Source organism: Streptosporangium amethystogenes subsp. fukuiense (genome assembly GCF_042665875.1).
Taxonomy (GTDB): Bacteria; Actinomycetota; Actinomycetes; order Streptosporangiales; family Streptosporangiaceae; genus Streptosporangium; species Streptosporangium fukuiense.
This window is the reverse complement of sequence record NZ_JBHTEE010000001.1, coordinates 9,010,027-9,024,334: the sequence shown is the minus strand read 5'-3', so window position 1 is coordinate 9,024,334 and position 14,308 is coordinate 9,010,027. Positions and strand designations below refer to the sequence as shown.

The following is a 14,308-nucleotide window of genomic DNA, read 5'->3' as shown; positions in this document are numbered from 1 at the left end:
AAGACGGGTGAGGGCTCATGGTTGTCAGAGAGACGCCGATCAAAACAGAGATCAGCACATCCGAGGCCGTCATCACGCTGGACTTGCTGAAGGACGCATTCGACAAGGTCAAGCCGGAGCTGATCCAGAGCGCGGCGGGAGAGTTCAGGTCGGTGATGGCCAACCTGAAGACCCTGATCGCCTGTCTCGACCGGCACCTCGACTCCTTCGACAAGAAGTGGACCGCCGGCGAGGACGCCAAGATGGTGAAGGCCCAGCTCCGGCGGCTCCGCGAGTCGGCGCAGAGCGTGGTCGACGCGATCGTGACACCCAATCCGCCGGGCAAGACGGGCCCCTTCCCACCCAAGGGGATCGCCCCGGCCCTGGAGATGTACAGCTCCACGCTGAAGGCGTTCAGGGGTGACCAGCCGGACAGCGTGGACCGGGACGTCTCCTTTCTCGAAGGGGCCGCACAGGGCGGGACGATCGGCCTCACCGGAGGCGCGATATTCGGCGGCGTGCCCGGAGCGGTCATCGGGGGCGTGAGTGGCGCGGTCGTCGGAGGCGTCACGACGCTGTTCACCGACGGCCCTTTCCAGAACCTGTTCGGCGACTCGAAAGAGGAACAGGAACTGAAGGCAGCCAAGAAATACCTGAAGAAGCTGACCGCGGCCACCGCCCAGAACAATGAGGCGTTTCCGGACTCGGTCAGGACCGACACCCCGGAATTCTCCATGCCCAACCCCTACCTCCCCCCCGGTGCTCTCCCGGTAGGCACCTACCCACCCGGTGGCGGTGCTGGGCAAGTCCCGGGCGGAGTCCCGGCATACGACCTGACCGCCGGGAACGACTTCACCGTGCCCGGTTCCGGTCTCGACGGCCTGAACGGTGACGGTTTCGGCGTCCCGGGGGTCAACGCGCCCGTTTGGAACGGCTCCGGCGCGAACGGGCCAGGCTGGAACGTCCCCGGCCTGAACGGAACCGATCTGAACGGGACCGGCCTGAACGGGACCGGCGTCAACGGCGGCTACCCCGACGGCTCGGGGACCAACGGCACGGGCAAGGACGGCGGTTCATCCGGGGATCCCGGAAACGACACCAGACTGGCCGGCTACAACTCGCACGTGCCCGACTTCGCCGGCCAGCAGAGTTCCCCGGGCAGCGGCTCCGGGTACTCCGCCTCGGTAGGCGGAGGGGTCGGCTACGGAGGCATCGGGGCGGGAGGCGACTTCAGGGGCGCGGGTACCGCACGTGCCCTCAGCGCGGGCACCGGGTCGATGATGCCCCTCGTCCCGCACAGCGGGGCCGGTCGCGAGGACGACGAGGAGCGTGAACGGTCCACGTGGTTGCTGGAGGACGAGGACCTGTTCATGAGCGACCGTCCGGTGACGTCGCCCTTCATCAACGGGGCACCGAAAGGTAAGGCATGAGTAGCGAGGATCTCGGCACACCGGCTCCCGAGCTTGAACTCGAGAAGAACTGGCCGGGACTTGACGGGGCGCCCGCGAACGGCGGTCCCAACGCCGATCATGCCCGGATCAAGAAGATCGCCGAGGCGCTGAGACATGAGGTCGACACGCTGAAGGGCTCCATGGATCAGGGGGGTTACCGCGACTGGTTCGGCCCCCAGGTGGGTCCCGCCGATACCGGCAAATGGAAGGCGGCCGACTACTTCGGCCAGAACGTCACGCAGGGCTACCGGGTACTGACCGGAAAATATCAGGCATTGCTCGAACAGTACGAGGCTCTGGTCGTGGCGATCGAGAAGGCCGTCAAAAATTACGAAAAGAGTCACGACGCCAGCAGCGCGTGAGGTTATGGCGGGGGTGTCACCATGGGATCCAACCGCGGCTGGGAACCGATCAAGGTCCACGCGAATCTGCACGGCATCGACGAGGGGCCGCTCACAAGGGACGATATCAAGGCGAAGTTCGACGCCACCAACCCGGACCGGTTGGAGCAGGCGGGGAATGCCTTTCTCGCCTGCTCCGAACTGCTCGGCGGCAAGTCGGGAGGTAACGGCGCATCCGAGTTCGGGATCCAGGCCACGATCACCAGTGCGGCCAGGGAACTGGCGGACGCGTGGAGCGGCGACGGTGCGGCCAAGGTGCAGACCGCACTCCGCCAACTCCATGCCACCGCGGGAGCACTCGGCGACGCGATGCTGGCGACCGGCGCGCCGCTTTCCTGGTACGCGCTGCGGCTCAGGCACTACCGCGACACGGTGCCGCCCCTCCCCCTGACCCCGAGCCAGAATCCCTCGGAGGGCGCCGGAGGTGGCAACACGGGTATCCCGCGCGACTACTCCGGCAGCTCCCAAGGGGGCGCCGGAGGCGGCAACACGGGTATCCCGAGCCAGAATCCCTCGGAGGGCGCCGGAGGTGGCAACACGGGTATCCCGCGCGACCACTCCGGCAGCACGGGTACGCCACCCCTCGACCCGAACGAACCGGCCCGGGCCCATCTACGCGCCTTCAACGAGGAGATCGTCGAGATAAACACCACCCTCGCCGAGGGACTGGCCTTCGATTTCCCCACCATCGAGCCGATCGACTTCGCCCCGGAGCGCAAGGCTCCGCCGGTCACCGTAGGCGGTTCCGGTGCGCCTGACACGCGCTCCGACGGGACGTGGAACGGCGGCTACAACACGTCCGGCGGGTCCCCGGGTCAGGACGGCTCCGGCGGAACGAGCGGCACGAACGGCCCCGGCGGAACGAGCGGGCCAGGTGGCTCGGACAGCCCCGGCGAGCCCGGCGGGCCGGAGGGCTCGGACGAGCCGGACGCCCCCGGCGAATCCGGAGAGCCGGACGGCCAGGGCGAGCCGGACGGTCAAGGCGAGCCGGACGAGCAGGGCGACGGGACCACCGGTCCCGGCGGGGAGGACGGGACGGGGCAGGAGGTGCCGCCCGTCATCGGCGCGATGGACGATCCGTCCCAGCAGACCGAGCTGGCCAACGCCTACCAGAACCCCTGGACCGCAAGCCCCGGCACGAACGGCCAGACCGGGCCGAGCACGCTGACCAACCCCTTCGACAGCCGCGCCCTCACCGGGGTCGGCCCCAACACACTCAACCCCAACGGGATGATCAGTCCTGTCCAGGAGGGCATGGGTGGTGTCCGTCCCCCCGGCATCGTGTTCGGCGGTCAGGGGTCCGTCGGGGCGCACATGAGCGAGACGGGCGTTCTGCGGGCGGGCACGAGCACGGCGGGCTCCTCGTTCATGCCGTTCATGCCGGGCGCCGGCGCCACCGGCGAGGGGGAGCAGGAGCGCGACCGGACGGTCTACGCACCGGAGGGCGACGTGTGGACCTCCCAGCATCAGACGATCTCTCCCCTCATCGGCCACGAGTGATCGGCGTGCGCCAGGAGGGGCAGCGCCTCGGCGAGCTACCGGCCAGGAGCAGGCGGTTCCTCGTCGGACGCCGGCCAGGGGATCCCGGTGAGGTTGAGGGCGACTGCGAGTTCGGCCGACGATTGCAGCGCCACGACGGTCTACCTGCTCAGAGGTCGAGGCGGCGGCTGATGCGGTCGAGTTCGCCCATCACATCCTCGAAGGTGCGATTGTAGGCCGTCTCCATCTCCCTGACCTGGTCCAGTACCGCGTCGGGGTCGTTCATGTATTTCATGGGGTTGCCCTCCTCGCCGAACGCCCCCTCCATGACCTCGCCCGTCTGCTTCTGGAGATCCTGGGCCGCGTCCCGGACGGCCTCCTTGATCTTTTCGGAGAGCTCGCTCGAGCTCAGGCGCATCGCCTTGGGATGGAGTTCGAGTTCACGCAGCCCGTCGCCTGCGTACTCCACTCTGACCAGGCCGTCTTCGTCCTGCGCGTGCCCGACCAGCGTGGCCATGCTTTTCCGGACGCTCTCCATGCGGGCCAGGTAACCGTCGGTGCTCTTTAGCAGCTTGTCGATGTCAATGTTCGCGAAATTCCCGAGCTCCGTCATCGGCTGTCCCGTTTTCTCCCGCGGCCGCCCGGCCGCATATCCGCCCAAAGGCACATGTAGCCATTTTCGCAACAACCTAGCCTCGCGGTGGATACGCAAGCAATCCACTCGCCGTGTCGGCCGCTCAGCCGGCCAGGCCGCGCACCCAGGAGTAGACGTCCAGCACGCCCAGGGCGAGCGGGAACAGTGCGACGATCAGCAGGAGTTCCAGGATGTCCCCCGCGCGTCCCCAGAACGGGGAGGGCCTCCCGTACGGCAGCCACAGACCGATGCCCGCCGAGAGCAGCGCGATGAACAGCATCCCCATCACCGCGGCGATCGCCGCGACGCCGCCCGCACCGGCGACCTTCGAGATCATGAGAATGACGATCCCCGCGGCACCGGAGATCAGCAGCCAGAGCCGCTGGCCGAGCCCGTGGAAGACACGGGCCCGCATGATGAGCGTCAGCGACAGCGTCAGCGCGGTGGCCACGGCGGCCCAGCCGTCGCCCATCGCGAGACACACCAGGGCGGCCAGCGCCACCATGCCCGTCCCTGCGACCAGCCCGGTCGCGTAGCGCTGCGCGTGGAGGGTGCGCTCCCGGACGGAGGCGCCGTCGATCTGCTCGTTGTCGTTGCGCAGTTCCTCGGCGCTGGTCGGCATCGTGGGCATCGGCAGACGGGCGAGCCGGAACGACAGCATCGGGATCAGCGGGCTGAAGGCCAGCAGGATCGCGATGGTCATCGCCGCGACTCCCGAAGGGGAGGCCCCGGAGACCATCACGACGGCGGCGCTCACCGATCCGGTCATCGAGGCGATCGCGGTGCCGAGGAAGCCCGGTACGCCGTCGGCGATCGCGATCACACTGATGGTGGCCACAAGGCCGACGCAGGCGAAGGCGGCGAGCAGGTTCGGCGCGCTGAAGCCGAACGCTCCCCCGGCGCTCGCCGGCGCCATGAACCCGGCGAAGAAGCCGTACGGCAGCGCCGCATAACCGATCAGCGCGCCCGCCCCCGAGTCGCCCATGGCCCGGGACAGCACGGTGCCCGCGACGATCAGAAGGACCGCGAACACCCCGGCCAGCACGGCGGAGACCACCCACGGAGGCCCCGCCAGCGCCAGGGCGGCCGACCCGGTGACGAGAACGGCCGTCGCGATCCCCACCCCCACCAGGCGGGTGTGCCTGTCACTCCATTTCCCCGGCCCCTCCGAGACACCCGTGGCGACCACGTCGGCCACGTCGTCGAACATGGCCGGAGGCAGCACGGCCTCGAGCGGCCGGAGGTAGAGCACCTCGCCGTCGAGCACGCCCAGGGTTCCGAGGCTCTGTCCGATGTCGAGCGGGGTGCCGCCTGGCCGCTGCAGCACCCACCCGGGGGCCGACGCCGAGTCGCCTCCGACCTCGCCCACCGCGCGCAGCAGGCTCGGCAGCACGTGGGGCAGCGGGATGTCCGCGGGCAGCGCCAGGTCGACCTTTCTGCTGGGAGCCACGATCGTGACATGACACAGCGCCGGCAGCGGCGCGGCGAACTGTGCCAGCGCGCCCTGTGGCATCGGCCCCTGAGCGGGCGGTTGAGCCAGCGACCTCACAGTCGTACTCCCTCTTACCACAGACATCGCGGACATCAGGGATACGGTATCGAGGAGATTGGGATCATGCGCTACAGCCTCACATAGCCGTTTTCTGGTAGGAAGTAGCGCAAACGATCAAGGGGACGGTTCCAGGATGAGCATCGTCATCGTACGGCGCCCGGAGCGCCGTCCAGCACCCAAACCTCCCCGGGGTGAGATCCTGCTCGAATCACCGCCCGAGATCCCCGAGGTCCAGTCGCAGGGCTTCATGGCAGTGCTGACCTACCTGCCTATGATCGCGGGCGGCGCCGCGATGGGCCTGATGTTCACCGCCGGCGGCAATTCCAATCCGATCATGTACGTGGCGAGTGGCCTGTTCGCCGTGTCCATGATGGGAATGACGCTGGGCCAGATAGGCCGCCAGTCCGGTGAGCGCAAGCAGCGGCTGAACGGCCTGCGCCGCGACTACTTCCGCTACCTCTCCCAGGTCCGCAAGAAGGTACGGCGTGCTGCCGTACAGCAGCGCGAGGCCCTCGAATGGAGCGGCCCCGCCCCCGACTCCCTGTGGTGGGTCGCCATGAGCCAGCGCCTGTGGGAACGGCGGCCCCGCGACGACGACTTCGGCACGGTACGGCTCGGCACGGGTGTGCAGAAGCTCGCCATCCAACTGATCCCACCCGACTCCAAACCGGTTGAGGACCTGGACGCCCTGTCGGCCGGTGCGCTACGGAGATTCGTCCGGGCGCACTCGACGGTGGCCGGGCTGCCGGTGGCCGTGGCCCTGCACTCCTTCGCGCGGATCAAACTGACGGGTGACCCGCCGGCCGTACGTGAGCTCGTGCGGGCGATGATCGCCCAGATGGCCGTGTTCCACTCCCCGGACGACATGCGGATCATGGTGTGCGCGAGCAAGGAGTGGATGCCCCAGTGGGACTGGGCCAAGTGGCTGCCCCACACGCTGCACCCGGAAGAGACCGACGCCGCCGGCCAGGTGCGGCTGATGGCCGAGGATCTCGGCGAGCTCGACCGGATGCTCGGCTCGGAGCTGAAGGAACGCGCACGGTTCAAGCCCGGCGCCTCCTCCGACGCCCTGCCGTACCACGTGCTGATCATCGACGGTGGCCACGTGCCGCATGACTCCCAGCTCGGCACCGATGCCATCCAGGGCGTCACCGTGATCGACCTGTCCGAATCGGCGGGGCCGATCGAGGAGAAGAGCACCCTCCGGCTGGACATCCAGCCGGACGGCTTCCACATGATCAAGATCGATCACGCGGGCAAGGAGAGCTCGACCCGCCTCGGTGATCCCGACCAGCTGGACTTCCTGCGGCTCGAAGGTCTGGCACGGCAGCTCGCCCCCCTGCGGGTGTCGACCGCCAAGGGAGGGGAGACGCAGGACGTGCTCGCGATGAACACATCCCTGACAGACCTGCTCGGCGTCGGTGACCCGACCCGCCTCGACGCGTCAGTGGCGTGGCGCCCCCGGGCCGGCCGCAACCGGCTGCGGGTGCCGATCGGTCTCGGCGTGGACGGGCGCCTGGTCGAACTCGACATCAAGGAGTCGGCGCAGGGCGGCATGGGCCCGCACGGCCTGGTCATCGGCGCCACCGGCTCGGGCAAGAGCGAACTGCTGCGGACTCTGGTGCTCGGTCTGGCGATCACCCACTCGTCGGAGATCCTGAACTTCGTCCTGGTCGACTTCAAGGGCGGCGCCACCTTCCTCGGCCTCGACACCCTGTCCCACGTCTCGGCGGTCATCACCAACCTCGAGGACGAGCTGCCACTCGTCGACCGCATGTACGACGCCCTGCACGGGGAGATGGTCCGGCGCCAGGAGTTGCTGCGCGCCGCCGGCAACTACGCCTCTCTGCGCGACTACGAGCGCGCCCGCGAGCAGGGCGTCGACCTGAAGCCGATGCCCACCCTGTTCGTGGTGATCGACGAGTTCAGCGAGCTGCTCTCGGCCAAGCCCGAGTTCATCGAGCTGTTCGTGATGATCGGCCGGCTCGGCCGCTCCCTCGGTGTCCACCTCCTACTGGCCTCCCAGCGCCTGGAGGAGGGACGGCTGCGCGGCCTGGACACCCACCTGTCCTACCGGGTCGGCCTGCGCACCTTCTCGGCGATGGAGAGCCGGGTCGTGCTCGGCGTCGCCGACGCCTACGAACTGCCGTCCGCTCCGGGCAACGCCTATCTCAAGTTCGACACCACCGGGATGACCCGGTTCAAGGCCGCCTACGTGTCCGGGCCCTACCAGGTGGATCCCCATAACGTGGCGACGCCGGACGGGCAGGGACCCGTGCGGCAGGTCGTGGAGTACGGTCCGGAGTTCGTTCCGGTCCCCGTCGTGGAAGAGCCCAGGAAGGAGCTGCCTGCGGCGGACGGACCGGCCGACCGGAGCTTGGTCAGCCTGCTGGACGTCGTGGTGAACAGGCTGAACGGCCAAGGGCCGCCCGCCCACCGGATCTGGCTGCCCCCGCTGGGTGACCCACCGACCCTCGCTCACCTGCTCCCGCCGCTGTCGGTCACGCCGGAGTTCGGGCTCAGCACGACCGGGTGGGGAGGCCGGGGCCGGCTACACGCCGTCGTGGGCCTCATCGACAAGCCGTTCGAGCAGCGTAGTGATCCGTACTGGCTGGACATGTCGGGCGCCACCGGTCACGTCGGCGTCGCCGGAGGAACACAGAGCGGCAAGAGCACGGTGCTGCGCACGCTGGTCACCAGCATGGCACTCATGCACACCGCGCGCGAGGTGCAGTTCTACTGTCTGGACTTCGGCGGCGGCTCCCTTGCCTCGCTGGAGGGGCTCCCCCACGTGGGCGGGGTCGCCAGCCGTCTCGACGGCGATCGCGTCCGCCGCACGGTCGCCGAGATCGCCACCCTCCTCGAACAGCGAGAACGCGACTTCACCGAGCAGGGGATCGACTCGATCATCACCTATCGCAGGCAGCTCGCCGACGGCACGATCGAGGGTGACGGGTACGGCGACGTCTTCCTGGTGGTCGACGGCTGGCTGACCATCAGGCAGGACTTCGAGACACTCGAGCCCATCATCACCGACCTGGCCGCGCGCGGGCTCGGCTACGGCATCCACGTCGTGGCCTCCACCAACAAGTGGTCGGAGTTCCGTCCGGGCATCCGGGATCTGTTCGGCACCCGGGTGGAGCTCAAGCTCGGTGACGCCTACGAGTCGGAGGTCAACCGCAAGTCGGCGCTGGCCGTGCCCGAGGGCATACCGGGCCGCGGGCTCACCAAGGAGGGACTGCACTTCCTGTCCGCGCTCCCCCGGATCGACGGCGTCCGGAAGGCCGACGACCTGTCCGTCGGCGGGCGCGCGCTCGTCCACGCGATCAGAGACGCCTGGCAGGGCCCCTCCGCCCCCGGCGTGCGACTGCTGCCGCCGGTGTTGCCCGCCGAGACACTGCCCGACGCGACACAGACCGGTCCAGGCCGGATCCCGGTCGGCATCGACGAGGCCACCCTGATGCCCGTCATCCTCGACTTCGACACCGACCCGCACTTCATCGTGGTGGGGGACACCGAGAGCGGGAAGTCCAACCTGCTGCGCCTGATCTGCGAGAGCGTGGTCGCCCGGCACACGCCGTACGAGGCCAGGATGATCGTGATCGACTACCGGCGGTCGCTACTGGACTCCGCCGTCACCGAGCACCGCATCGGCTACGCCGCCTCCAGCGCGGCGGCGCTCGAACTGATCAACGACGTGCGCAGCGCGCTGCTCAAGCGGCTTCCTCCGGCCGACCTCACGCCCGAACAGCTCCGGGCGAGAAACTGGTGGCAGGGTTCGGATCTGTACATCGTCGTCGACGACTACGACCTCGTCGCGACCTCGTCCAATCCGCTGCAACCGCTGGCGGAGCTACTGCCGCAGGCCCGTGACATCGGGCTGCACCTGATCATGTCGCGTGCGATGGGCGGCGTCGGGCGGGCGATGTACGACCCGATCATCCAGCGGATGAAGGACATGGCCAGCCCCGCCGTGATCCTGTCGGGCAACAAGGACGAGGGCTTCCTGTTCGGCAACGTGCGGCCACATCCGCTCCCGCCGGGCCGGGGCTACTTCGTCGACAGGAAGTACGGCGCACGCCTCACGCAGACCGCCTTCATGCCGCCTCAGGCGCCTCCGGAAACCGGCTGACGGACCGAGGCCGGCCGGCCTCGGTCCGTGGCAGACTGATCGCCGTACCACAGATATGCATTTATTTTAAAACACGGTCTTTCGTGATGACATAGAGCCCATCTTCATAGATCATGTTTTGGGCGAACGGCGCCATCCCTGCCCGAAAGCCCCTCATTCGCAGACACATCATGCGAAATCCGATTAATCAGGCTAAGTACGTGAACGGAGCTGGATGGCGACCCACAACGGCTACGAGGTGTACCCACAGGCCATCCGGCTGAGAAGCCCCGACTTCACCGCTCACGGCAGGACACTCGAAGACGCCAGAGGCTCGCTTAAAACCACGCTGGCCGCCGCGGGCTCACCCTGGGGCGACGACCACTTCGGCAAACAGTTCGAGAAAGGTTATCTGCCGCTCATGGAAGCCGTCCTCCAACGACTGGACGAGGCGGCCAAGGCGTTGTACGAGCTCAGGACCGGACTCGACCTGGTGGCGACACGATACGAGGAAGCCGAGCGGCAGAGCACGATAAGGCCGTGACCCGAGATGGACCGCCACCTTGAGGCACTGGTTCCTCCGATCGTGCGGCCCTACGTGGGCTGGATCGTCGGAATGGACTGGCCGAAAGGCGATGAGGAAGGCTGTTTCCGCCTGTCCGACGCCTATCGGGAGATCGCCGCGACGATCACGGCCCTGATCGAGGACGGCAACACCACCTGCCGCGACATACGAATGTACATGGACGGATCGGCTTCCGACGCCTTCGAAGAATACTGGAAGACGTTCACCACGACCGAGCCGTTCATACTGCCCCGTCTGAAAGAGGCCTGCGAGAAAGCCGGTAAACAACTCAACGCGGTAGGCCTGGAGATCGAGTACGCGAAGTACATGATCCTGCTGTCCCTGTTCCTGCTGGCGGCGCAGATCACCTACTTCGTCTACCTGGCCGCACCGTCGTTCGGGCGGTCGCTGAGCCTCATCCCCATGGCGTGCAGGTTGACGCAGATGACCGTGCGGCAGATCGCCATGAGATTGCTGCGCAACATCGCGCTGTTCGGCGGGGTGATGGTCGGGATGGACGGGCTCATCCAGACCGTGCAGGTGGCCGGCGGGCGGCGGGAGGACTGGGACTGGATGAAGACCGGCATGTCGCTGGCAGGTGGCGCGCTGGCGGGGTTGGCGTTCACCGGGTTCGGTGTGGCGATCAGCAAGCTGGGCGGATCACGCATCGCGAGCGAGACGGTGGAGCGCATCGCGATGACGTGGAGGGAGAAGGCCGCCGCCCTCCTGGACCAGTCGGCGCTGGGCATGGCGACGCAGAGCATGACGGCCAATACCTTCGCCAGCATGCCGATGCTGGCCGCGAGCGGCCAGCTGAGCTGGGAGACTCTTGCCAAGAGCGCCAGCGCGGGCTTCCTCGGAGGCGCCGACGGCCACCTCATCGCCCCGACCGGTCACCAGGGCGCCAACCCCCTCGCCCCCCTGACCGGCCGCTTCCCGGAGAACGGGATCCTCACCTCGCTTGGTGATCGTCACGGCGCCGGTGGTGACACCCCCCTGGCAACCGCCCTTGCCGGGAACGACCCGATTGCCGGCGCGCCCCGTCAGAGTGATGCCGCCGCAGGGCCCCTTCCCCATCCCGACGCGGCCGACTCGACGGCGGGCGGCTCCACACTCCAGGGCATCGCGAGACCCGATCCGGTGCCGCCCGCAGACAGGCCTGGACCTCCACAGGGCCGGCAGGCACACGATGAAACGGGGATGACCGCCCGCCCGCCCGGAGGCACGGAGGTACAGGCGGCTCCCGCTGTCCGCCCGAAAACGCAAGCGGATATTCCCACCACAGCCCACCCCAACGCCGCCCGCCCAGACACCCCCACCACAGCCCACCCCAACGCCGCCCGCCCAGACACCCCCACCACAGCCCACCCCAACGCCGCCCGCCCGGACACTCTCGTCGCCGCCCGCCCGGAGACGCCCTCGCCGGCCGGGGAGCGCCCTGGGCCGAGTTACATCGATCGGATGCTCAACCCGGATTCACCTTCCGGGCCGCCGAAGGTCGCCACCCACCTGGCAGGCGACCCCTTGGCTTCCGCAAAGCCCCACGAGGCCCCTGCCCCAGCGCCTCGCGACGCGGCCCCCCCGCGCGATCCCGCCGCGTCCGGCGCCGTCCCACCACGAGGGCCCGGGGACGGGGCACCTCCCCCGGCGGACCCTCCCCGATCCTCGGGTTCGGGTCACGGCGTTCCTCCGGACGACAAGACAGCACAGCTGCGCCCCCGGGAAGACGACAAGACAGCAGATCTGCGCCCCCGGGAAGACGACAAGACAGCAGGCCTGCGTCCCCGGGACGACGACGCCTCCGCTGCGAGAGGGGCGGATGGCCCTCACCGCGATGGGGACGGTCCCGCGTCGCCCCGGGTGGCGGAACTGCTCACCGAATTGACAGCGGCAAGGGAGCAAGAGCCCCGCGTACCGCCGTGGCTGAACCGTGGAATCCATTCCGGCATCGCCGGAGAGCCCGTACTGCTGGGCGGCAAAACCGGGGGGGCGGACGGCGTAAGGGCGACCTGGTCCGTGCTGGTAGAGAAATGGACGTTCAACGACGGTTCCCACATGATCCGAAAGGTCCTGGCGACCTCACAGGAGGCAGACGCCGAGGTGCTGGCTGCGATAGTGGGGACCTCCTTGGGGGCCGACGTCCCCGGGGTTTACCGGGCCGACGACAGAGTCGTCTATCAGGAGTTCAAGGAGGGGCAGCACAGAGCGGCGTTACCAGATGAGGAGGTGCCGACGAGACCCGAGTTGACGCGGAGCGGCATGCGCGTCAGTCTGCTCGACGTGCTGATCACCAACCCTGATCGTCACTCCTTCAACTGGTTTCTGAGTTCTGACCCGGAACTGAGATCGCCCACCGGCCAGAGGCTCGGGGTCATCGGCATCGACCACAACCTCTCGTTCGAAGACCCCAAATTCTGGGCTCCCAAAGGGGAATTCGGAACTCAGTTCGTCCGTGGTGAGCTCACACCCGACGGTGCCCGCCAGATCTACGTCGGGAGGCCCAACCCACTCAGCCCGGAGGACGTCCAGGGCATCAAGCGGGTGCTCAAAGATCCCAAGATGAGATCGGAGTTCGAACGGCGGGGACGGTTGGACTGGTACAACAACATGCTCTCCCAGCTCAATATGATCGAGAGGAACGCGGTCGGGACGGAGCCGAGGATGCCGATGCCCGTACGAGTAGTGCCCAAGGTGATCACACGCCCCGAGAGAAACCCTCTCAGCTGGGAGGAGTGATCCGGATCACAACCCCAGGGAGCAACACCAACCATGGAACGGATACTTCGACTATGACGAGACGGATGCTGAAAGTCGTGACGGTAGACACCGACACGGTCCTGGGGACGATCGAGCTGACGGAGGCGGGCAAGTTGGCGGGTAGCTCACCCGATATCCAGGACATGGTCGACACCATGTCGAGCAGCAGGCGGGCAAGCCCGCAGGAGGCGTTCGAGGGCCTGACCTTCTGGAGCAACGGCTATGTCAAGGTCGTCCCTGTCGAGGACTGATCTCGACCTGCCCCGTATCAGCCGTCACCTACGCTCCTCCGACGGCAGGTTCGCGGGAAGGAACGATTCAAAACTCGCCTGCTCTCCGAACAGCTCGTCGAACGGCAGGCCCTCCGGCGCGAATGGTTCCATCAGCTCCCGCGTCCGCTCCGAGACCTCGCCGACGGCCAGTCCGATCTGCTCAATGATCGACTGCGACAACTCGGAGGGCGACAGCTTCCGGTAAACGCGGGGATCGAACTCGATGCTCCGTATCTGGCCGTTCAAGCCCACCGTCACAGTCACCATGTGGTCGTCCGACTGCGCGGTCGCCGTTAGTTCCCCCAGTTTGGCGTACATCTCCCGAAGCTGTTCGGCCTGCCGGGTGTACTCCTCGGCAAGCTCTTCGAACGCGACGCGAAACTCATCCATCACCGACGGTCACTCCCCGCAAGCCGCATGGACCACAGAGATTCACCATCCCAGACATCCCCCCCTCTTTATCCGGAAAACAGCCTTAAGCGCTTCGGATCGCTCCCCTCACCCGGCGATAAATCCCTGCGGGAACAGAGCGGCACCGCCCGCAGAGGGCCACGCAGGGATCTGTCCAACGCCGGACAGGCCCCGGCACGACCGCGGGGCGTCGTGACATTGCCTTTCCTCGAAGATCTCCGTCCACTCGGATCGATTTCCGATGCTTTGCGTCACGACGGCGGATCCACCGGCCGGGGGAGGAACGACTCGAAGCTCACTCCCTCCCCGAATATCTCCTCATAGGGCAGACCCTCCGGCGCGAAAGGGGCCATCAACTCCCGGGTCCGCTCCATGATCTCCGCCGTCGCCACACCGATCTGCTCCATGACCGACCGTGACAGCTCCGGCGGTGACAGCCTGCGGTAGACCCGGGGATCGAGTTCGATGTCCCGCACCTGGCCGCGCGGCCCCACCGTCACGGTCACCATCCGGTCCTCCGAGCACGCGGTCGCCGCCAGCTCATCGAGCCGGCCGTACATGTCGCGTAGCTGCTCGGCCTGCTGGTTGTACTCCTTGGTGAGCCCGTCCATCACGAGCCGGAACTCGTCCATCATGAGATCATTTCTACCCAGAACCCCAGGTATGTCGCCCACTATTTATCGAACCTGGTGAACG

General features: G+C 67.6%; 11 protein-coding genes. 7 read left to right on the top strand and 4 right to left on the bottom strand.

Features of this window, described 5'->3' with window-relative positions:
• Positions 1 to 17: 17 nt before the first annotated feature.
• Genes ACFQVD_RS40020 through ACFQVD_RS40010 form a run of 3 tightly spaced genes read left to right on the top strand, consistent with a single transcriptional unit; the run spans position 18 to position 3,331 of the window.
• A complete protein-coding gene (locus ACFQVD_RS40020; RefSeq protein WP_343976797.1) occupies positions 18 to 1,409 on the top strand; it encodes a hypothetical protein in 1,392 nt (463 codons plus the stop codon).
• The gene (locus ACFQVD_RS40015) at positions 1,406 to 1,792 is read left to right on the top strand and encodes a hypothetical protein (protein WP_343976800.1); all 387 of its coding nucleotides are present in this window, start codon (positions 1,406 to 1,408) and stop codon (positions 1,790 to 1,792) included. The genes ACFQVD_RS40020 and ACFQVD_RS40015 overlap by 4 nt, the downstream gene beginning before the upstream one ends.
• A 21-nt stretch (positions 1,793 to 1,813) precedes the next feature.
• Positions 1,814 to 3,331, top strand: coding sequence for a WXG100 family type VII secretion target (locus ACFQVD_RS40010; protein ID WP_343976803.1), 1,518 nt, complete (start codon positions 1,814 to 1,816; stop codon positions 3,329 to 3,331).
• 148 nt (positions 3,332 to 3,479) lie between these two features.
• Here the strand turns inward: ACFQVD_RS40010 and ACFQVD_RS40005 are convergent, their stop codons facing one another.
• Positions 3,480 to 3,923: a YbaB/EbfC family nucleoid-associated protein gene (locus tag ACFQVD_RS40005; protein ID WP_343976806.1), complete on the bottom strand. Its 444-nt coding sequence runs from the start codon at positions 3,921 to 3,923 to the stop codon at positions 3,480 to 3,482.
• Positions 3,924 to 4,047: 124 nt separating this feature from the next.
• Positions 4,048 to 5,493 (bottom strand): type VII secretion integral membrane protein EccD, encoded by a 1,446-nt coding sequence (gene eccD / locus ACFQVD_RS40000; RefSeq protein WP_343976809.1) that lies wholly within the window; start codon positions 5,491 to 5,493, stop codon positions 4,048 to 4,050.
• Positions 5,494 to 5,629: 136 nt separating this feature from the next.
• Here eccD and eccCa point away from each other — a divergent pair, with 136 nt between their 5' ends.
• The 4 genes from eccCa (at position 5,630) to ACFQVD_RS39980 (ending at position 13,180) form a co-directional block, all read left to right on the top strand.
• Complete coding sequence (gene eccCa, locus ACFQVD_RS39995) at positions 5,630 to 9,628, top strand: type VII secretion protein EccCa (protein ID WP_343976812.1); 3,999 nt, start codon at positions 5,630 to 5,632, stop codon at positions 9,626 to 9,628.
• 214 nt (positions 9,629 to 9,842) lie between these two features.
• On the top strand, positions 9,843 to 10,151 hold the full coding sequence (locus tag ACFQVD_RS39990; protein ID WP_343976815.1) for a hypothetical protein: 309 nt from the start codon (positions 9,843 to 9,845) through the stop codon (positions 10,149 to 10,151).
• Between the two features lie 6 nt (positions 10,152 to 10,157).
• Positions 10,158 to 12,908, top strand: a complete 2,751-nt coding sequence (locus ACFQVD_RS39985; protein ID WP_343976818.1) for a WXG100-like domain-containing protein — start codon at positions 10,158 to 10,160, stop codon at positions 12,906 to 12,908.
• Positions 12,909 to 12,985: 77 nt separating this feature from the next.
• Positions 12,986 to 13,180 (top strand): hypothetical protein, encoded by a 195-nt coding sequence (locus tag ACFQVD_RS39980; protein WP_343976821.1) that lies wholly within the window; start codon positions 12,986 to 12,988, stop codon positions 13,178 to 13,180.
• A gap of 24 nt (positions 13,181 to 13,204) precedes the next feature.
• On the opposite strand, the gene ACFQVD_RS39975 is transcribed toward ACFQVD_RS39980, so the two are convergent.
• Together ACFQVD_RS39975 and ACFQVD_RS39970 are read right to left on the bottom strand one after the other, a co-directional pair.
• The gene (locus tag ACFQVD_RS39975) at positions 13,205 to 13,591 is read right to left on the bottom strand and encodes a YbaB/EbfC family nucleoid-associated protein (RefSeq protein WP_343976824.1); all 387 of its coding nucleotides are present in this window, start codon (positions 13,589 to 13,591) and stop codon (positions 13,205 to 13,207) included.
• Positions 13,592 to 13,863: 272 nt separating this feature from the next.
• Positions 13,864 to 14,247 (bottom strand): YbaB/EbfC family nucleoid-associated protein, encoded by a 384-nt coding sequence (locus ACFQVD_RS39970; protein WP_343976827.1) that lies wholly within the window; start codon positions 14,245 to 14,247, stop codon positions 13,864 to 13,866.
• Between the last annotated feature and the right edge of the window lie 61 nt (positions 14,248 to 14,308).

What these genes read in the sequence shown, in the direction of transcription:
- ACFQVD_RS39970 (WP_343976827.1), bottom strand. Translation starts at nt 14,247, where the DNA reads ATGATGGACGAGTTCCGGCTCGTGATGGACGGGCTCACCAAGGAGTAC.
- ACFQVD_RS39990 (WP_343976815.1), top strand. Translation starts at nt 9,843, where the DNA reads ATGGCGACCCACAACGGCTACGAGGTGTACCCACAGGCCATCCGGCTG.
- eccCa (WP_343976812.1), top strand. Translation starts at nt 5,630, where the DNA reads ATGAGCATCGTCATCGTACGGCGCCCGGAGCGCCGTCCAGCACCCAAA.
- ACFQVD_RS40010 (WP_343976803.1), top strand. Translation starts at nt 1,814, where the DNA reads ATGGGATCCAACCGCGGCTGGGAACCGATCAAGGTCCACGCGAATCTG.
- ACFQVD_RS40005 (WP_343976806.1), bottom strand. Translation starts at nt 3,923, where the DNA reads ATGACGGAGCTCGGGAATTTCGCGAACATTGACATCGACAAGCTGCTA.
- ACFQVD_RS40020 (WP_343976797.1), top strand. Translation starts at nt 18, where the DNA reads ATGGTTGTCAGAGAGACGCCGATCAAAACAGAGATCAGCACATCCGAG.
- ACFQVD_RS40015 (WP_343976800.1), top strand. Translation starts at nt 1,406, where the DNA reads ATGAGTAGCGAGGATCTCGGCACACCGGCTCCCGAGCTTGAACTCGAG.
- ACFQVD_RS39975 (WP_343976824.1), bottom strand. Translation starts at nt 13,591, where the DNA reads ATGGATGAGTTTCGCGTCGCGTTCGAAGAGCTTGCCGAGGAGTACACC.
- ACFQVD_RS39985 (WP_343976818.1), top strand. Translation starts at nt 10,158, where the DNA reads ATGGACCGCCACCTTGAGGCACTGGTTCCTCCGATCGTGCGGCCCTAC.